Below are 18,362 nucleotides of genomic sequence, written 5' to 3'. Positions count from 1 at the left end.
GTGTGTTCATGCCTGTAGACCATTACGAAAATTTTCCTGTAGCATCTGTTTTATTGCCACGCCGCCTGGTACCCGCCGTCGAGGCCATCTATGCCTTTGCCCGCAGCGCGGACGACCTGGCCGATGAAGGCGACGCCCTGCCCGCCGAACGCCTGGCCGCGCTGCAGGAATACGAGGCGGCGCTGGGACGCATCGAGCGCCAAGAACCGGAAACCAACCCCATGTTCGTGCGCCTGGCCGCCACCATCGCCAAATTCGAGCTGCCGATGCAGCCGTTTTACGACTTGCTGTCCGCCTTCAAGCAAGATGTGGTGACCACGCGCTACGCCAGCCATGCCGACGTGCTCGACTATTGCGCCCGCTCGGCCAATCCGGTCGGCCTGTTGATGCTGAGCCTGTACAAGGCGGCCGATGAAGAGAATGTACGCGATTCCAACGCAATATGTTCTGCTTTGCAACTAATTAATTTTTTACAAGATGTGGCGATCGACCGGCAGAAGGAGCGCATCTACCTGCCGATGGAAGACCTGAACCGCTTTGCCGTCTCGCCGGCCGCCTTCGAACGGCCCGAAGCGCATGGCAAATGGAGCGCGCTGATGCGTTTCGAAGTGACGCGCACGCGCGCGCTGATGCTGTCCGGCGCGCCGCTGGCCCTGCGCCTGCGCGGACGCATCGGCTGGGAGCTGCGGCTGGTGGTGCAAGGCGGCTTGCGCATCCTGGAAATGATCGAGGCCGTCAATTACGACGTATTCCGGCGCCGCCCGAAACTGTCGAGGCGCGACTGGCTGGTGATTTTCTGGCGCGCCCTGCGCATGTCGCGCAAAAGCGTGGCGGCCGCCGCTCAAGAAAACCCGCTATTTCCACCGTCGCCTACCCGCTAAGACGATAGAATAGCGGCTTCGATCTGTAACCCTTGCACTTTTGACTATGTCTCCCGACGAATATTGCCAACAAAAGGCCGCCCAGAGCGGCTCCAGCTTCTACTACAGTTTCCTGTTCCTGCCGGTCGAACGCCGCAAGGCGATCACGGCCCTGTATGCGTTCTGCCGCGAGGTCGACGATACAGTGGACGACTGCACGGACGAAAACGTGGCACGTACCAAGCTGGTCTGGTGGCGCAAGGAAGTCAAGTCCATGTACGAGGGCAACCCCACCCATCCCGTGATGCGCGCGCTGGAACCGCACCTGGCCGTCTACAAGCTGGAAGAAAAGCACTTGCAGGCAATTATCGACGGCATGGAAATGGACCTGAACCAGACCCGCTACCTCGATTACCAGGCCATGAGCCGCTATTGCTGGCATGTCGCCAGCGTGGTGGGCATCTTGTCGGCCAGTATTTTTGGCGCGACCCGCCCGGAAACCCTGCTGTACGCGGAAAAACTGGGCCATGCCTTCCAGCTGACCAATATCATCCGCGACGTGGGCGAAGATGCGCGCAAGGGGCGCATCTACCTGCCGATCAGCGAATTGCAGCAATTTAATGTCACGGCGGCCGACCTGCTGAACGCGCGCCACACCGAAAACTTTGAAAACCTGATGCGTTTCCAGGTGGCGCGCGCGCAAAAGACCTATGACGAGGCGTTCGCGCTGCTGCCGGCGGAAGACCGCCGCGCCCAGCGCCCGGGGCTCATCATGGCCGCCATCTACCGCACCCTGCTCAATGAAGTCGAGCGCGACGGCTACCATGTGCTCAAGCAGCGTATCTCGCTGACGCCGATCCGCAAACTGTGGCTGGCCTGGAAGACCTGGATACGTGGCTAAGGCAGTCTTGCAAGCACTGTCGGTCGCCGTCATCGGCGGCGGCTGGGCCGGTTGCGCCGCCGCCATGGAACTGGCGCGCGCCGGCCATGCCGCCACCGTCTACGAAGCGGCGCGCACCCTCGGTGGCCGCGCGCGCAAGGTTGAACGCGAGGCGCAGGACAAACTCACTGTATTGGACAACGGCCAGCATATCCTGTTGGGCGCCTATACCGAAACCTTGCGCCTGCTCAAACTGTCGGGGCAAGATCCGAGCGATGTCATCCTCGACCTGCCTTTGCAGATGCGCTATCCGGACGGCAGCGGCGGCATGGATTTTATTGCACCGCGCTGGCCGGCGCCGCTGCACCTGGCGTGGGCCCTGCTGCGCGCCAAGGGCCTGGCACGGGCCGACAAGGTAGCGCTGATGCGTTTTTCCAGCGCCATGCGCTGGATGGGCTGGCAGCTGTACAACGATTGCACGGTCAGCGAACTGCTCGAGCGCTTCGACCAGACCGACCGCCTGATCCAGCTGATGTGGCGCCCACTGTGCCTGGCGGCGCTGAACACGCCGCCCGAACGGGCCTCGGCCAAGGTCTTCGTCAACGTACTGCGCGACAGTCTGGGCGCGCGCCGGCGCCGCGCCTCGGACATGCTGATTCCGAAAACCAATTTGAGCGCGCTGTTTCCCGAAGCCGCCGCCCGTTATGTGGAAAGCCATGGCGGACAAGTCAGGCCGGGTGTCAAGATTGAATCCCTGCAAGCGTTGCCGGACGGACGCTGGCAGCTCAACCGTGCAGCCACCCATGACCGCGTGGTGCTGGCCACCTCCAGCAGCCAGGCCGCCAGCCTGCTGGCCAGCGTGGGCGATCCAGCCGTCGAGGGCGTGGTCGCGCAATTGCAGGCCTTTGCCTTTGAGCCGATCAGCACCTGCTACCTGCAGTACGACACCGCCGTGCGCCTGGACCTGCCCTTTTACGCCCTGGTCGATGCAACGGAACAGGCGCACTGGGGCCAGTTCGTGTTCGACCGGGGGCAGCTCGATGCGCGGCAAGCGGGCTTGCTGGCGGTGGTGATCAGCGCCTCGGGCCAGGCCGCCACGCAAGGCCACGAGGCCCTGGCGCAGGCGGTGGCGGCGCAACTGGCGCAGGTATTGCGCATGCCGCAGCTGGCCCAGCCCGCCTGGACGCAGGTGATTACCGAAAAACGCGCCACCTTTGCCTGCACGCCGGACTTGCCGCACCCGGCCAACGCCACCGGCTTGCCGGGCCTGGTGCTGGCCGGCGACTACACGGCCGGCGACTATCCGGCCACCATCGAGGCGGCCGTGCGCAGCGGCGTGCAGGCGGCCGCTCTCGTGTGCCAGATCAACACGCCTGCCACGAAAGCATGACCGCGTATCGCCCTGTGGCGTCGCTGACCCCTTGATTTGTGCAGCCTGTCGCACCGCACTGGTGCGTACAAGGCGGTTTGGATACAGTCACATCATCGGCTACCAGGCCACCAACGCAATCAACCCAGGAAATACCATGAAAACCACGTCTTTCAAAACCGCTTGCAAAACCGTGCTGCTGCTGGGCTTCGTGGCGCTGGCGATGGCGATCGTGGCCGGCACCCATCAAGGCCAGGCGGCCCGGCACGCACCGTTGATGCTGAGCCAGGCAAGCATGCTGCTGCCGGCCTTGGGCTAGACCGGACGCCGGTGGAAACGGAAAGCACAGGAAACATCATGCATCAACAAGACTATCTCGACGCGCTGCGGCGCGCGCTGGCCGGCCTGCCACCAGACCTGGTCGCCAAGACCATGAGCTATTATGAGCAGCGCTTCAACGAAGGCCTGGCCGCCGGGCGCAGCGCCCAGGAAATCGCACACGACCTGGGCGATCCGAAAAAAATCGCCCTCACCCTGCGCGCCAGCACCCAGCGCCGGGCCTTCGAACAGAAGAAAACACCGGTCAACCTGCTGCGCCTGCTGGTCTCGCTGGCAGGGCTGGCCATCTTCAATCTGTTCATGGTGATACCCGCCGCCGTCTATGCGGCGCTGCTGGCGACGCTGTATGCCGTCGGCCTGAGCTTTTACCTGGCCGGCATCGCCATCACGGCCAGCGGCCTGTCGGGCGCCAACGAACTGCTGCTCGACGGCCCGCTGCGCTACATGCTGATCCACGACGACGATGGCGGCGAAGGCGACGACCAGCGGCAGACCCGCATCACCATCGGCGACACCGGCATCGAGATCGACCACCTGCCCGGCCCGGTTGGCACGGCCCCGGACAGTCCGCCGTCGCCGTCTTCACGCGTGATCGAACGGGCCGAGGCGCTGGCCGGCAGCGGCATCCATATCTACACCGACCTGGACCAGGATGCGCGCACCACGCAAACCCTGTTCGGCATGGCCATGGTGCTGGGAGGCATTGCGCTGTTCCTGCTCAGCCTGGTCGTCACCCGCTACACCCTGATCGGCATCAGGCGCTATATCGCGATGAATATTTCCCTGCTCAAAGGTCATTAAGGAGACACGCCATGAAACGCCTGTTCAAAGTCGGCCTGTCCATGTTCCTGCTGGCCCTGGTCCTGATCGCCCTGTCCTACACGGCGCTGCGCGCCAAGGGCATCAGCAACCCCAGCAGTTCAGCGGGCCGCGCCGTGCGCGCCGATACCCGCCCGATTTCCGCCGCCGTGACCCATGTGGACCTCAGCGGCCCGATCGACCTGACCCTGCGCCGCGGCGCCACGGCGTCCCTGAAAGTGAGCGGCGAGCAGCGCCTGCTGGCCAATGTGGACACCACCGTCGACGGTTCCACCCTCCATATCGGCCCGAAAGGCATGCTGTTCCACCACCGTCAGCCGCTGCAGGTCGAACTGGTCCTGCCCGCGCTGACGGGCATCGAAGTCCACGGCACCGGCAACAGCCGCATCACCGGTTTCAGCGGCGACAAGTTCACGCTGGAGCTGGCCGGCTCGGGCGATATCAGTTTTACGGGCCGCTACAAGCAGGTCGAAGCCAGTGTCAACGGCAGCGGCAACCTCGACATCAACGGCGGCAACAGCGACAAGGTGACCTTGGAAATGATCGGTTCGGGCCGCATCAGCGCCAGCGGCAACAGCAAGGTGCTGAACGCCGAGCTGAGCGGTTCCGGCGATATCGACGCCGAACACCTGGCCTCGGACACCGCCACCGTCAGCCTGCAAGGCTCGGGCCAGAGCACCGTGTTTGTACGCGACACGGCCAAACTGACCCTGCGCGGCAGCGGCGACATCCACGTCCACGGCAACCCGCGCCAGCGCGACGCACAGCGCACGGGGTCGGGCGAGATTACCTGGCATTGAACGGTTGAACTCCTGTTCCTGCGCAAAAATATGCGTACTGAAGTGCTTGCAGCCGGCTTGAGCACGTGTCTTAGGTCATATACTGGCCCATCGCAGAAGGAGAACTGCCGTGGGGCTGGTTTGTCGTCAGCATACTGATACCGTTAATTGCTCCCATACTCGGCATGCTGGTCTTGCAGCGCCTGCCATTGCCTGTCAATAATAGTCAGAAACACCTGTTAATCCCGATAAAGGATGGCCAACTTTGCTGGGCTTCTGTCGCCTTCTGCGCGCTGGCGATGTATGAAATCGCTGTGCCAAGTGCGCAAGGTCCACTGGCATCGGGAAACACCGTTCATTGGTTGAATGGCGGCTTTGTTCTTTTATTGGCGACCTCGGCGGTGATTGCAGCAGGTGGCGCGGTATTTCCCACAAAAATCAAAGCAGTCAGACGGAACAGCTGGCACAAACATTACCAGGCCCTTGCTACCTCGCTGGCCCTGACGTTTCTGTCGGCCCTCGCTTACAGCGTGGTACACTATGGAGTACTAAAGCAATGACCAACAGAAGGAGAAAATCATGACAGCTTGGGTGAAAAGTCATTTTATTGATCCGAAACATGCAATGACCGCGATTTGCGTGGCAAGTCTTTCCATCGGAGCAATCGGTTTTTCCATGGTCGTCCTGGCCGCCATTTTTGTTCGGTAATATTTAACGTTCGCGCGACGGTCATGGCGTTCGGTTTGATGCGCCATTCCCGTCCCGCTTTGCTTTTCACAAACCAGTTCAAGAACGGCCGGCATGTAACTGACGGATGCGTCGCACCAGACCGCCCGCTGCATAGGCCAGCATCAGCAAGCCAGCGCCCGCCACGCAGGCTGCGCGTGGCTCGGCCAGCACCGCCTGGCGCGACGACGGCATGGCCGCCACCAGGATCAGCGGCAGGCCACACACCATGACGGTCGCCAGATTGCGCCCATACTTGCGCACTTTCGAGGCCGTATCCGTGAAAATTTCCGGCGTCTTGCCATTGATGACCGGCTTGCGCCAGCAACGCCAGCCAGCCACGTCCACTACCCGTTCCCAGCCGCCATCCACAAACAGCTGCGTGTAGGCCGGATCGGCCTTGAAGGCGTGATAATCCCATCGGTAGGCCATCTGGGCCGGCTCGCCCCGCTCGAACGTCATCAACAGGCCCAAGGGGTCGGTGGAACGCAAGTGCAAGCCCTGGCGCGCCTGCGCCTGCAGCCACTGCTCGTGCATGCCGTCCTGCCACGTCCACCACCATTTGAATTTTTTTACCGCTTGCCCTTGCGTCGCTGTGCTCATGCCATCTCCCCCAAAAGTGCCAATGTGTTGTTTGCCGCGGCAGCCATGATGGCCAGGCGCCGGGCCTGCTCGGCCAGCACGCGCCGCCCAAGCGCCGTCATGCCATACACCTTGCGCCGCTCCTCTTCCCTCAATTTGAGAATCAGACCCTGCTTTTCCAGAGTGGCGAATGCGCCATACAGCGTGCCGGGTCCGATGCTGACGCTGCCACCGCTGAGTGCATCGACCTTTTGCATGATGGCGTAGCCGTGCAAAGGTTCGTGCAGACAGGCGAGCACGTAGAACGTCGCCTCGGACAAGGGCAGGTAGCGCGAAAAATCGATATCATCCATAACACCCCTATATCGCTGTTCGCTATATCGATAATCGATATAGCGAGACCCGATAGTAGCGCAAACGAGATTTTATTGTCAACTACATTATGAAGAGAGAGATTTTTCCAGCCACGCCACCGCCTGCTCCCCGGCCGCCTTGCCGCCGGCCAGGCAGGCCGTCAGCAGATAGCCGCCGGTCGGCGCTTCCCAGTCCAGCATTTCCCCCGCCACGAACACGCCCGGCATGGCGCGCAGCATGCTGCCGTCGATGTCCTCGAAAGACACGCCGCCGGCACTGCTGATGGCTTCGTCGATCGGACGCGGGCGCGTCAGGATGACCGGCAGCAGCTTGATGGCGCGCGCCAGTTTTTCCGGGTCGGCAAAATCGGCAGCGCTGACGCATTCGCGCAGCAGGCCGGACTTCACTCCCTTGATGCCAAGCCGGCTTTGCAGATGGCTGGACATCGAACGCGCGCCGCGCGGGCGCGTCACTTCATCGAATACGCGCTCGGCGCTGAAATCGGGTACCAGGTCGAGCCAGATGGTGGCGCTGCCGTCACGCGCGATCTGCTCGCGCAGCGCGGCCGACAGCGCATAGATCAGGCTGCCCTCGACGCCGCCGGCCGTGATCACGAACTGGCCTTGCCGCTTGATCGTCAAGCCATCGATATCCGTCGCGGTGATGGCCACCGTCGCCAGCGGCTCGCCCGCATGGCGGCTGCTGAAATGCGCGCTCCAGTCCACGTCGAAGCCGCAATTGGCCGGCGCCAACGGTTCAACAGTGACGCCCTGGGCTTGCAACAGCGGCACCCAGGCGCCGTCGGAACCGAGCCTGGCCCAGCTGCCGCCACCGAGCGCCAGGATCACGGCGTCAAACGCCAGCAGGCGTGGGCCGTCGGGCGTGTCGAAGGCCAGCTGGCCGTCCTGCCAGCCCGTCCAGCGGTGGCGCATATGGAATTGCACGCCGCTTTCCCTCAGCCGGTGCAGCCAGGCACGCAGCAAGGGCGCGGCCTTCATGTCGGTCGGGAAGACGCGGTTCGAGGAACCGACGAAAGTATCCACGCCCAGGCCATGCACCCAGTCGCGCACCTGCTGCGGGCCGAACTGGTCGAGCGCGGGGCGCAGCCGGTGCGACTGTCGGCCATAGCGCGTGACGAAGCTCTGGTAGCCTTCCGCATGCGTGATATTCATGCCGCCGCGCCCGGCCAGCAGGAATTTGCGGCCGACGGAGGGCATGGCGTCGAACAGGTCGACCTGCGCGCCACTGCTGGCGGCGGCCTGCGCGGCCATCAGCCCGGCGGGACCGCCACCGATCACGGCGACACGAAAAGAAGGTAGGGAAACGGAAGACATGGGTATGGAAGGCGGCGATGAAAACCCCGGCATTTTAGTCGAGATTGAGCGGCCAAATGACGACAAAGCCGCAAATTAGTGCATACTGCTGCGACAAACTAGTTTTATGAAGATAAAAAACAGGAGAGTGACATGGGCGCAGGTTTCTGGATTTCCCGCTATTTGCTGGCCAGCGGCATTTTATTCATCATCTTGACCGTGGTCGAATACAGCAAGGGCACCACCAGCCAGGCCGACATCTTGAGCGCGCTGGCCTGGTCGCTGGTCGCTTCCGCCATCTTTATCGGCTCGAAATACTGGCGCTACCGCAAGGCGGTGCAATGCGCCAGCTGCAGCGATACCGTCAAGCCACGCTAAGCCGATGCCGTCACCCGCCCGTCACGGGCGGGAAAAACGCCACTTCATCGCCATCGGCCACCGGCGTATCGGCCTTGCACATCAGCTGGTTGTGCGCCATGCGCAGCAGCTTGCCTTCGGCCAGCGCCTCGGCCCAGTTGCCGCCGCGCGCCACCAGCACGGCGCGCAGTTCACCCACGGTGGTGGTCGCTTGCGGGAGCTCCAGCACTTCCTGGCCAGTGCCCACCAGTTCACGCACGCTGGCAAAAAAACGCAGATTGATTTTCATCGACTTCCTTAATACAGCAATTCATTAAACGGGATAAACCGCAGCAGGTCGCCGCGCGCGATCGACAGCCCCGGTGGACAGTCGATCAGGCCGTCGCCCCACACGGTGGACGTCAGCACGCCCGAACTCTGGTTGGCAAACAGTTCCAGCTCGCCATCGTCGTTGATTTTCGCGCGCAGGAACTCGTTGCGCCGGTCGGCTTTGACGCGTTCAAACGCGGCCGCCAGCCGGTAGCTGCGCGGCGCCACGCTGCCGGTGACGCCCTGCAGGCGCAGGATAAACGGCCGCACGAACAGCAGAAAGGTGACAAAACTCGACACCGGATTGCCGGGCAGGCCGACGAAAAAGGCCTGCTCGACTTCGCCGAACGCCAGCGGCTTGCCCGGCTTGACGGCGATCTGCCACATGTTCAGCCGCCCTTCCGCTTCCACCGCCGGCTTGATATGGTCTTCCTCGCCGACCGACACGCCACCCGAGGTGATGATCAGATCGCTGCCCTGCGCCGCCTGGCGCAGCACGGCGCGCGTGGCCGCCAGCGTATCGGGCACGATGCCCAGGTCGTGGATCTCGCAGCCCAGGTTTTCCAGCAGCCCGCGCAAGGTAAAACGGTTCGAGTTATAAACGGCACCTGGCGGCAAGGGCTGGCCCGGCATGGCCAGCTCGTCGCCGGTGGAAAACAGCGCCACGCGCAACTTGCGCAGCACCGGCAACCGCGCCAGGCCGACCGACGCGGCCAGGCCCATTTCCTGGCTGCGCAAGCGCCGGCCCGCTTCCAGGATCACGCTGCCGGCGCGGATATCCTCGCCCTGGCGGCGCACCCATTCGCCCGCCTGCGGCAGATGGTTGATGGTGACCACGCCGTCGTTCAGCACGCACTGCTCCTGCATCACCACGCAGTCGGCGCCATCGGGGATCAGCGCGCCGGTAAAGATGCGCGCTGCAGTACCTGCCTGCAAGGGCTGGCCCACGTGGCCGGCCGCGATGCGCTGCGACACCGGCAAGCTGGCCGCGCCACTGGCGCAGTCAAGCGCCCGCACGGCATAGCCGTCCATCTGCGTATTGTCGCGCTCGGGCACGTTCAGGTTCGACGTCTGCGCCACGGCCAGCACGCGGCCGTTGGCATGCATGGTGTCGACCTGCTCGATTTCGGTGATTGGTCTGCAGGCGGCGGCCATAAAGGCTTGCGCCTCGGCCACCGACATCATCGGTTTGCGTTCGGTCACGTCCGCCATCACAGACCCGTATGCCTGGCGATATACGCCTGCATTTTCGCCACGTCGGTGTCCATCACGACGAATTTTTGCGGCAGGTCTTCGATGTTCTCGAAGCCTTTTGGTCGTTCCGCATCCACTCCCAGGGCGTCGAGGATGGTTTCGTTGAACTTGGCCGCCAATGCCGTTTCCAGCACGATCATCGGCACGTTCGGCTCCAGGTGCTCGCGCGCCACCTTGATGCCGTCGGCCGTGTGGGTGTCGATGGTGATGCCGTAGTCGTCGGCCACGTCGCGGATGGTGTCCAGGCGGTCCTTGTGGGTCGACTTGCCCGACTTGAAGCCATACTTGGCCACCAGCTTGAATTCGTCGCCGTCGCTGCCCGGCTTGCCGGACAGGTCAAAACCGCCATGCGTATCGACCTTGGCGAACAGGGTTTTCACGCGCGCGCTGTCGCGGCCGACCAGGTCGTAGACGAAGCGCTCGAAGTTCGAGGCCTTCGAGATATCCATCGACGGGCTGCTGGTGTGATAGGTTTCGGACGACTTGCGCACGCGGTAGACGCCGGTGCGGAAGAATTCATCGAGCACGTCGTTTTCGTTGGTGGCAGCCACCAGCTTCGCGATCGGCAAGCCCATCATGCGCGCGATATGGCCGGCGCAGATATTGCCGAAGTTACCCGACGGCACCGTAAACGACACTTTCTGGTCGTTGCTGGTGGTCGCCGCCAGGTAGCCGCGGAAGTAGTACACCACCTGCGCCACCACGCGCGCCCAGTTGATCGAATTGACGGTGCCGATCTTCTGCCTGGCCTTGTATGGCAGGTCGTTCGAGACCGCCTTGACCATGTCCTGGCAGTCGTCGAACACGCCTTCGACGGCGATATTATGGATATTCGGGTCCTGCAGGCTGAACATCTGCGCCGTCTGGAACGCGCTCATCTTCTTGTGCGGCGACAGCATGAAGACACGGATGCCCTTCTTGCCGCGCATCGCATATTCGGCCGCGCTGCCGGTGTCGCCCGACGTCGCGCCAAAGATATTGAGTTCGGCGCCGGTCTTGGCCAGGGTGTATTCGAACAGATTGCCGAGCAACTGCATCGCCATGTCTTTAAAGGCGAGAGTCGGGCCGTTCGACAGCGCCTGCAGGATCAGGGTAGTCGAGCCGCCCTTGACGAGGTTTTCTTCGAGCACGCGCAGCGGCGTGATGTCGGCGGCGTTTTCGCCGGCGCGGGCATTGCGGTAAACCGCCTTGGTATAGGTTTTCGCGGTCAGCGCCTTCAAGTCGGCCGCCGGGATATCGGTGGCGAACTTTTTCAGGATTTCGAATGCCAGGTCGGCATACGACAATGTGCGCCAGGCATCGAGCTCGGCACCGCTGACTTGCGGGTAGTGTTCAGGGAGATACAGTCCGCCATCGGGGGCCAGGCCGCCCAGCAGGATGTCGGAAAATTGTTGCGGCTGTTGCGATTGCGATGGCGCTTGGTCAGCGCGGGTAGACACATAGTGCATGAGAGTAGAGTCCAGTTGGGCTGAGAGCGTTGAAAATGAATGGCAAACGAGCCGATATTATAGTGCGAGCGGCAGTCCATGGGGAATCGCGCGACGTCCGCCAAGTCAAGTGCTCAGCCATTCAAGCAAGAACTATTATCAAACGACACATCTTGTCGTATAGTAACTGTATGATGCGCTCTGTCTATTACCTCAGCCGAACTGATTGCGCACCAACATCATGCCCACCCTGATCCACCATATCGACGCCATCGCGCGTCAGCGCCAATGCGACGTGCTGTACCTGGAGTTCCATCCGCAAGACCATGAACGATATCGTTTGTATCACCATGAGGCCGACCCGCAACGCGACACCATCCTGGCGTGGCTCGCTGCCAATGGCATCGACTGGCTGCCGTGCGGACCGAATGCCAGCTCGCCGCTCGCCATGAGTTCCTGGCGCGGCCAAGTCTGTTTTGACATTGCCTATGACGAGGCACTGCCGGCGTACTGCCAGTTGCGCGACTATCTTGAATTACCCGATGGCAGCATGCGCCACGCCGGTGTGCGGTTCTGCGTGCAACCGCTGGACCACGCCATGAAAAATGCCGCCCATGACGAACCAGGCTACTGGGATCGCCGGGCCGAAGATTTCTGAAACCGCGCCATTGCCGATGATGCGGCGCACCCCACCAAAAACGACGATGGAATGTAGAACAGATGAATCGCGACGATTTTCTCAAGCAGGATGATATCAAGGGCTTTATCGACTGGCTGGCAGAGAGCTTGCCCACGCGGTCTTTTCAATTGAGGATGGCGCACAGCAGGTATGTGCCAGGCGGCCTGGCAGTGAAAGTCACCGGTCTCGAAGCGGTATTGCGCCACTATGTGTGGAGCACCAGATGGAAAGATGCGCGAGGAGTAACGGTAAAATCGGCCACGTGGGCTGAAACCCGTACATCGCTCAGCAAGCTGCGAGCTTGGCTCAAATCGGCTATGGCACAAAGGAATGAAGACCAGATGCTGGCCGCTTGCCTCGCGGTCTTGCGTTGGGGCGGAGTAAAGGGCGCTATTCCCTTTCTCAAGGACTTGCACGCGCAAGGCCGTCTGGTCGCCTATTTCACCCGACTGACCCCGTGGATGTCGCTCACCTCCGACACATCGCTCGATGCACTCAACGAAACCAGAATTGAGCATTTCGACGCAGGCATTACCAAGATCCATGCCCTGATTGACGACAGCGGATCACCCATTTACGACACGCGTGTCGGCGCCGCCATCGCCATGCTGTATGCCTTGTATCAGCGCCAAAAGGCGCTACCTGTACCGAAACATCAGCAACTCGCGTTTCCTTCCGGGCCAGCACGAGGCAAACAGTTGCGCAACCCAGTACATATCCATAGTGAACTTGCCAAGGCGCCGCAATTTTATACGTCGGCAGTCAGTGTGCAGGACTGGGCACAATGGCAGGTAAAACTCGGATGGATATTACGCGCCACGCTCGAGCGAGGTGACTGGTTCAGCACCCATGATACTGACATGGCCACGCGCTGCCATGCCTTTGAGGCATGCTTATTCATGCTGGGCTATGATTTGCGCTGTTTCGATTCGGTTTCTTGGGAAACCCTGCCAACCGAAGAGACAGGTAGCGGCTCTTGCGCGCGTATTTCTTTGCCTGCCTGAAAACAGGGAAAGTCAAGAAATCGCCCACAATCGCTGGCGCACTCTGTCCAATTGGGCCAAACTGCAACTTGTCCGCCTCGCGGAGGCCATCTGTGGAAAACACCATGCCGATCAGCAAAAAGCCCTATCTGCAAAGCGCCGCGCTGCGGCCCGATGCCGTGGTCGACCTGGAACGCTACCCGTTCACCATTCCGGCCATCCGCGATTTCGTGCAGATGGATTTCCATCGCGACGTGACGTTTTTCGTCGGCGAGAACGGAAGCGGCAAGTCGACCATGCTCGAAGCGCTGGCCGTGGCGCTGGGATTCGGCAAGGATGGCGGCACGCGCAGCGTGCGCATCACGGCCGTATCGGACCAGGTCTCGGGCCTGCACGAACACCTGCGCCTGAGCAAGAGCTACAAGAAGCCGGACGACAGTTACTTCCTGCGCGCCGAGAGCTTCTTCAACGTCGCCAGCTACATGGACGAGATGCCTGCCGAATATTTGACCAGCTACGGTGGCAAGTCGCTGCACGCCCAGTCGCACGGCGAAGCCTTCATGGCCACCATGCTCAACAAGCTGCGGGGAAAAGGTTTGTATTTGCTGGACGAACCGGAAGCGGCCCTGTCACCGAGCCGCCAGTTGGCGGCGCTGTCGGTGATCCACCAGCTGGTGGAAGACGACTCGCAGCTGATCATCGCCACCCACTCGCCTATCCTGCTGGCCTACCCGCATGCGAAAATCTTCATGTTTACGGGCGGCGGCATCCACGAGGTGGCGTATGAGGACACCGAGCACTATGCGGTGACGCGCGATTTCCTGAACAACTATCCGCGACGGCTGGAGCAATTGTTCGAGGACGAATGAAGGATCAGCAAGCCGCGTGATTGACGGTGATGACGTGCACGGCCAAGCCGCCCAGCGACGTTTCCTTGTATTTGTCCTGCATGTCCGCGCCGGTCTGGCGCATGGTTTCGATCACTTCGTCGAGGCTGACGAAATGGGTGCCGTCGCCGTTCAGGGCCAGCGAGGCGGCGGTGATGGCTTTCACGGCGCCCATGCCGTTGCGTTCGATGCAGGGGATCTGCACCAGGCCGCCGATCGGGTCACAGGTCATGCCCAGGTGGTGCTCGATGCCGATTTCGGCCGCGTTCTCGATCTGTTCGTTCGTGCCGCCCAGGGCCGCCACCAGGCCGGCCGCCGCCATCGCGCAGGCCACGCCCACTTCGCCCTGGCAGCCCACTTCGGCGCCCGAGATCGAGGCATTGCGCTTGCACAGCATGCCGATGGCGGCGGCCGTCAGCATGAAGCGGCGCACGCCGCCGACCGGATCGCTGGGGCGGCAATCCTCGGCGTAGTAGCGCAGCACGGCGGGAATGATGCCGGCCGCGCCATTGGTGGGTGCCGTCACCACGCGTCCACCGGCCGCGTTTTCCTCGTTGACGGCCATCGCATACAGGCTGACCAGGTGCACGGCGTCGTGCGGCAGGTCGTTGGCGCGGTTGTCGGACGCTTTCGCGTCCTGCGCCTGGCGCCACAGCTTGGCGGCGCGGCGTTTCACATCCAGGCCGCCCGGCAGCTTGCCGGTGGTCTCCAGGCCGTGCGCGATACAGTCGCGCATCACGTGCCAGATGCGGTCCAGGCCTTCGTTCAATTCGGTTTCGCTGCGCCGCACTCCCTCGTTCGCGCGCAGCATCTCGGGGATCGACAGGCCGCTGGCCACGCCATGCGCCAGCAACTGCTCCATCGTATCGAAGGGGAACACCGGTTGCGCGCCAGGCGCCGCCGGCACCGGCACTTCGCCCGCCTCGCGAATAAAGCCGCCGCCGATCGAGTAATACACCTTGTCGACGCGCGTGCCATCGGCCAGCTTCAAGGTAAAGCGCATGCCGTTCGGATGTTCGGGCAAGGACTCGCTCTTGTGCCACAGCAGGCAGGTCGCGGCCGTAAACGGCACGGGATGAATGCCAAGCAAATGGATGCTGCCTGCCGACTCGATGGCCGCCAGCTTGGCGTCGACCGCATCGGGCGCCACGTCCTGCGGCGTTTCCCCCATCAGGCCAAGGATCACGGCCTTGTCGGTGGCGTGGCCGACGCCGGTCAGCGCCAGCGAGCCATACAGGGCCGCTTCCACGCCGATGACGTCATCCAGCGAGCCGTATTCAACCAGAAAACGCCGCGCCGCCACCATCGGCCCCACCGTGTGGGAACTCGACGGCCCGATGCCGATCTTGAACAGGTCAAATACGCTCATATCCATTGCTTGTCTCTTTGCTTTTATCGTGTTTTATATTGCCGGCTGACTCTGTGTTCAGGCGGCTTTTTCGGACTGGCCAACGTCCACATTGACCAGCATGTCGGCCACCATCTGCTCGACGCCGATCCTGGCCGTCCAGCCCCAGTCCGCATGGGCCGTGCTGTCGTCCAGGCTTTGCGGCCAGCTGTCGGCGATCGCCTGGCGGCTGTCGGGTGTGTAGCTGATGGCAAAACCCGGCACCTTGGCGGCGATGGCTTGCGCCAGCTGTTCCGGGTTGAACGACACGCCGGCCACGTTGTACGAGGAGCGGATCTTGATCGATTCCGCCGGCGCGTCCATCAGTTCGATGGTGGCGCGGATCGCGTCGGGCATGTAGATCATCGGCAAGGTGGTGGCCGCATTCAGGAAGCAGTCATAGCGCTCGCCGCGCAGGGCCGCATGGAAAATCGCGATCGCGTAGTCGGTGGTGCCGCCGCCCGGAGGCGACTTGTAGCTGATGATGCCCGGGTAGCGGATGCTGCGCACGTCGACGCCGTATTTCGCATGGTAGTACTCGCACAGGCGCTCGCCGGCCAGCTTGCTGATGCCGTACATCGAGGTCGGGTCCATCACCGTCATCTGCGGCGTGTTGACCTGCGGCGTATTCGGGCCGAAGGCGGCGATCGACGACGGCCAGAAGATGCGCAGCGGTTTGCCCGCCTCGCCACGTTCGCGCGCCAGCTCCAGGATATTGAGCAGGCCATCCATGTTCAGGCTCCAGGCCTTCAGCGGCGCCGCTTCGCCGGTGGCCGACAGCATGGCCGCCAGCTGGTACACCTGGGTGATGTTTTCGTCGGCGATGATCTGTGCCAGGCCGTCCTTGTCAAGCACGTTCAGCTGCGCATAGCGCTTGGCGTCGTACACGTTCTTGGTGCCGATATCGCTGGCGATGACGTTGTCCGCGCCGTGCTGCTGCGCCAGGGCGCCGACCAGTTCACTGCCGATCTGGCCGTTTGCGCCGATGACTAAAATGCGTTCCATGCTGTATTCCTAAATTTTTATTATTAATTGGTGGTCGTGGTGGCCTGGATCAGGCCCAGTTCCTTGCCGGCCTGCTCGAACGCGGCCAGCACCGTCACCAGCTGTTCGCGGGTATGTGCGGCCGACAGCTGCACGCGCACGCGCGCCTGGCCCATCGGCACCACCGGATAGAAAAAGCCCGTTACCAGCACGCCCAGTTCATACAGACGTGCGGCGAATTTTTGCGCCACCGGCGCGTCGAACAGCATCACCGGAACCACAGGGTGGGTGCCCGGCTTGATGGTAAAGCCGATGCGTTCGATCTCGCTGCGGAAGAAGGCCGTGTTTTTATGCAGGCGGTCGCGCAGTTCCGTCGACTTTGCCAGGCGCTCGAGCACCGACAGCGAGGCGCCGGCGATCGATGGCGCCAGCGTGTTCGAGAACAGATAAGGACGCGACTTCTGGCGCAGGGTGTCGATCACTTCCTTGCGTGCCGAGGTAAAGCCGCCCATGGCGCCGCCCAGGGCCTTGCCCAGGGTGCCGGTGATGATGTCGATGCGGCCCATCACATTGTGGTGTTCGTGCGTCCCGCGCCCCGTCGCGCCCATAAAGCCGGAAGCGTGGCATTCGTCGATCATCACCAGCGCATCGTATTTGTCGGCCAGGTCGCAGATCTTGTCGAGCTGGGCAATCGTGCCGTCCATCGAAAACACGCCGTCGGTGACGATCACCTTGTGGCGCTTGCCGGCGGCGATCGCGGCCTGCAGCTGCACTTCCAGGTCGGCCATGTCGTTGTGGGCATAGCGGTAGCGGCCGGCCTTGCACAGGCGGATGCCGTCGATGATGGAGGCGTGGTTCAGCGCGTCGGAGATGATGGCGTCGTTCTCGTCGAACAGCGGCTCGAACACGCCGCCGTTGGCGTCGAACGCGGCCGCGTACAGTATCGTGTCTTCGGTGCCCAAGAAAGACGAGATGGCCTGTTCCAGTTCCTTGTGCACGGTCTGCGTGCCGCAGATAAAGCGCACCGACGACAGGCCATAGCCGTATTTTTCGGTGGCGGCGATCGAAGCCTGCTGCGTCTGCAGGTCGCCCGACAGGCCCAGGTAATTATTGGCACACATATTGATCAGGGTGCGGCCATCGTCGCACACCACTTCAGCGCCCTGGCGCGAGGCGATCACGCGCTCGGGCTTGTACAGGCCCTGCTGGCGCAGTTGATCGAGGTTCTGTTGCAGACCGCTGAAAAAGGTGTTCTTCGCTTGCTCGCTCATGATGATCCTTGTGTCCGTGTTGTATGTTTCGTACCCGCCGCCATAGGGAAAGGCCGGCCGCTTGACCGCTGCGCGCCATATGCTGTACCGTGAAGCGCTGTTTGAAGTCTACACGTTTTCCGTGTTTCACCTCAAAATCCACTATGTCGAACTGAAATTCAATATAGTGGATATTACCCAAGCCTATTGAACTTTGCAAGCCAACCGCCGATGAAAACCAGTGTTTCGACCAATTCTCCGCCCGAAGTGGGCGCCACTTTGCAACGGTTGCGCCTGGCGCGCGGCCTGACACTGGAGGATTTGTCGCGCATCGCGGGCGTCTCGAAGTCCATGCTGTCGCAGATCGAACGCGAAAAAGCCAACCCGACCATCGCCATTACCTGGCGCCTGGCCAATGCGCTGGGCGTGCAGATCGGCGAATTGCTGTCCAGCGCGGAAAAAGCGGTGGAAACCATCCGCGTCACCGACGCCCACGAAACCCCCACCCTGCCCGGCGACCACGCCGGCTATGTGCTGCGCATCCTGGGACCGATGGAACTGGCCGGCAAATACGAATGGTATGAGGTGACCCTGGCGCCGGGCGGCGAGCTGGCCTCGCAGCCGCACGACCCGGGCACCACCGAACATCTGACCGTCATCCACGGCAACCTGGAACTGGAAGTGGGCACAGCAAAGAAAAAGGTCAAGAATGGCGGCACGGCGCGCTATCCTGCCGACCAGCCGCATACCATCCGCAACCTCGGCAAGACCGAAGGCAAGGCACTGCTGGTTGTCATCCACCGATAGTTGCTGTCCAGCGGTGT

23 protein-coding genes are annotated in these 18,362 nt (G+C 62.3%); 14 read left to right on the top strand and 9 right to left on the bottom strand.

Annotated elements, in window-relative coordinates:
* The first annotated feature begins 8 nt into the window (after nt 1–8).
* From hpnC to ACP7B7_RS17045, 8 genes are all read left to right on the top strand, one after another.
* Nucleotides 9–881, top strand: a complete 873-nt coding sequence (hpnC, locus tag ACP7B7_RS17080) for a squalene synthase HpnC (RefSeq protein ID WP_426077425.1) — start codon at nt 9–11, stop codon at nt 879–881.
* Nucleotides 882–927: 46 nt separating this feature from the next.
* Complete coding sequence (hpnD, locus tag ACP7B7_RS17075) at nt 928–1,761, top strand: presqualene diphosphate synthase HpnD (protein WP_308921008.1); 834 nt, start codon at nt 928–930, stop codon at nt 1,759–1,761.
* Nucleotides 1,754–3,130, top strand: coding sequence for a hydroxysqualene dehydroxylase HpnE (gene hpnE, locus ACP7B7_RS17070; protein ID WP_426077424.1), 1,377 nt, complete (start codon nt 1,754–1,756; stop codon nt 3,128–3,130). The genes hpnD and hpnE overlap by 8 nt, the downstream gene beginning before the upstream one ends.
* Nucleotides 3,131–3,266: 136 nt before the next feature.
* Nucleotides 3,267–3,428, top strand: coding sequence for a hypothetical protein (locus tag ACP7B7_RS17065; protein WP_308921006.1), 162 nt, complete (start codon nt 3,267–3,269; stop codon nt 3,426–3,428).
* Nucleotides 3,429–3,466: 38 nt separating this feature from the next.
* Entirely contained in the window at nt 3,467–4,249 is a 783-nt protein-coding gene (locus ACP7B7_RS17060) for a DUF1700 domain-containing protein (RefSeq protein ID WP_308921005.1), read from the top strand.
* An 11-nt stretch (nt 4,250–4,260) separates the two neighbouring features.
* On the top strand, nt 4,261–5,067 hold the full coding sequence (locus ACP7B7_RS17055; protein ID WP_308921004.1) for a head GIN domain-containing protein: 807 nt from the start codon (nt 4,261–4,263) through the stop codon (nt 5,065–5,067).
* A gap of 164 nt (nt 5,068–5,231) precedes the next feature.
* The gene (locus ACP7B7_RS17050) at nt 5,232–5,606 is read left to right on the top strand and encodes a hypothetical protein (RefSeq protein WP_308921003.1); all 375 of its coding nucleotides are present in this window, start codon (nt 5,232–5,234) and stop codon (nt 5,604–5,606) included.
* Between the two features lie 19 nt (nt 5,607–5,625).
* Entirely contained in the window at nt 5,626–5,754 is a 129-nt protein-coding gene (locus ACP7B7_RS17045) for a hypothetical protein (protein WP_426077423.1), read from the top strand.
* 78 nt (nt 5,755–5,832) lie between these two features.
* Here ACP7B7_RS17045 and ACP7B7_RS17040 read toward each other — a convergent pair whose 3' ends face one another.
* The 3 genes from ACP7B7_RS17040 to ACP7B7_RS17030 form a co-directional block, all read right to left on the bottom strand.
* Nucleotides 5,833–6,375 (bottom strand): DUF2812 domain-containing protein, encoded by a 543-nt coding sequence (locus ACP7B7_RS17040; protein ID WP_308921001.1) that lies wholly within the window; start codon nt 6,373–6,375, stop codon nt 5,833–5,835.
* On the bottom strand, nt 6,372–6,707 hold the full coding sequence (locus ACP7B7_RS17035; protein ID WP_308921000.1) for a PadR family transcriptional regulator: 336 nt from the start codon (nt 6,705–6,707) through the stop codon (nt 6,372–6,374). Before ACP7B7_RS17035 ends, ACP7B7_RS17040 begins: the two co-directional genes overlap by 4 nt.
* Nucleotides 6,708–6,794: 87 nt before the next feature.
* Complete coding sequence (locus tag ACP7B7_RS17030) at nt 6,795–8,042, bottom strand: TIGR03862 family flavoprotein (RefSeq protein WP_426077422.1); 1,248 nt, start codon at nt 8,040–8,042, stop codon at nt 6,795–6,797.
* 132 nt (nt 8,043–8,174) lie between these two features.
* Between ACP7B7_RS17030 and ACP7B7_RS17025 the strand changes: the two genes are divergently transcribed.
* Nucleotides 8,175–8,399, top strand: coding sequence for a hypothetical protein (locus ACP7B7_RS17025; protein ID WP_426077421.1), 225 nt, complete (start codon nt 8,175–8,177; stop codon nt 8,397–8,399).
* Nucleotides 8,400–8,409: 10 nt separating this feature from the next.
* On the opposite strand, the gene moaD is transcribed toward ACP7B7_RS17025, so the two are convergent.
* From moaD to thrC, 3 genes are read right to left on the bottom strand one after another with little or no spacing between them, the layout of a single operon-like run.
* Complete coding sequence (gene moaD, locus ACP7B7_RS17020) at nt 8,410–8,667, bottom strand: molybdopterin converting factor subunit 1 (protein ID WP_308920997.1); 258 nt, start codon at nt 8,665–8,667, stop codon at nt 8,410–8,412.
* An 8-nt stretch (nt 8,668–8,675) separates the two neighbouring features.
* Nucleotides 8,676–9,899 (bottom strand): gephyrin-like molybdotransferase Glp, encoded by a 1,224-nt coding sequence (gene glp / locus ACP7B7_RS17015; RefSeq protein WP_426077420.1) that lies wholly within the window; start codon nt 9,897–9,899, stop codon nt 8,676–8,678.
* The gene (gene thrC / locus ACP7B7_RS17010) at nt 9,899–11,389 is read right to left on the bottom strand and encodes a threonine synthase (protein ID WP_308920995.1); all 1,491 of its coding nucleotides are present in this window, start codon (nt 11,387–11,389) and stop codon (nt 9,899–9,901) included. Before thrC ends, glp begins: the two co-directional genes overlap by 1 nt.
* A gap of 205 nt (nt 11,390–11,594) precedes the next feature.
* Here thrC and ACP7B7_RS17005 point away from each other — a divergent pair, with 205 nt between their 5' ends.
* From ACP7B7_RS17005 to ACP7B7_RS16995, 3 genes are all read left to right on the top strand, one after another.
* Nucleotides 11,595–12,026 carry a hypothetical protein gene (locus tag ACP7B7_RS17005; RefSeq protein ID WP_308920994.1) on the top strand — a complete coding sequence of 144 codons (432 nt, stop codon included), beginning with the start codon at nt 11,595–11,597 and terminating at the stop codon, nt 12,024–12,026.
* A 62-nt stretch (nt 12,027–12,088) separates the two neighbouring features.
* Nucleotides 12,089–13,051 carry a hypothetical protein gene (locus tag ACP7B7_RS17000; protein ID WP_308920993.1) on the top strand — a complete coding sequence of 321 codons (963 nt, stop codon included), beginning with the start codon at nt 12,089–12,091 and terminating at the stop codon, nt 13,049–13,051.
* 104 nt (nt 13,052–13,155) lie between these two features.
* On the top strand, nt 13,156–13,899 hold the full coding sequence (locus tag ACP7B7_RS16995) for an AAA family ATPase (RefSeq protein WP_426077419.1): 744 nt from the start codon (nt 13,156–13,158) through the stop codon (nt 13,897–13,899).
* Between the two features lie 4 nt (nt 13,900–13,903).
* Here ACP7B7_RS16995 and ACP7B7_RS16990 read toward each other — a convergent pair whose 3' ends face one another.
* From ACP7B7_RS16990 to kbl, 3 genes are read right to left on the bottom strand one after another with little or no spacing between them, the layout of a single operon-like run.
* On the bottom strand, nt 13,904–15,292 hold the full coding sequence (locus ACP7B7_RS16990; protein WP_426077418.1) for an L-serine ammonia-lyase: 1,389 nt from the start codon (nt 15,290–15,292) through the stop codon (nt 13,904–13,906).
* A gap of 51 nt (nt 15,293–15,343) precedes the next feature.
* Entirely contained in the window at nt 15,344–16,309 is a 966-nt protein-coding gene (locus ACP7B7_RS16985; RefSeq protein WP_426077417.1) for an NAD-dependent epimerase/dehydratase family protein, read from the bottom strand.
* Between the two features lie 23 nt (nt 16,310–16,332).
* A complete protein-coding gene (gene kbl, locus ACP7B7_RS16980; RefSeq protein WP_308920989.1) occupies nt 16,333–17,559 on the bottom strand; it encodes a glycine C-acetyltransferase in 1,227 nt (408 codons plus the stop codon).
* 61 nt (nt 17,560–17,620) lie between these two features.
* Here kbl and ACP7B7_RS16975 point away from each other — a divergent pair, with 61 nt between their 5' ends.
* Both ACP7B7_RS16975 and ACP7B7_RS16970 read left to right on the top strand, forming a co-directional pair.
* The gene (locus ACP7B7_RS16975) at nt 17,621–17,749 is read left to right on the top strand and encodes a hypothetical protein (protein WP_426077416.1); all 129 of its coding nucleotides are present in this window, start codon (nt 17,621–17,623) and stop codon (nt 17,747–17,749) included.
* Nucleotides 17,750–17,769: 20 nt separating this feature from the next.
* Nucleotides 17,770–18,345, top strand: a complete 576-nt coding sequence (locus tag ACP7B7_RS16970) for a helix-turn-helix domain-containing protein (protein ID WP_102299134.1) — start codon at nt 17,770–17,772, stop codon at nt 18,343–18,345.
* The last annotated feature ends 17 nt before the right edge of the window (nt 18,346–18,362 follow it).

The sequence above is a fragment of the Janthinobacterium sp. PSPC3-1 genome (genome assembly GCF_049896105.1).
Lineage (GTDB): Bacteria > Pseudomonadota > Gammaproteobacteria > Burkholderiales > Burkholderiaceae_D > Janthinobacterium.
Note: the sequence above shows the minus strand (reverse complement) of the source record. Positions and strands in the feature narration are given on the sequence as shown.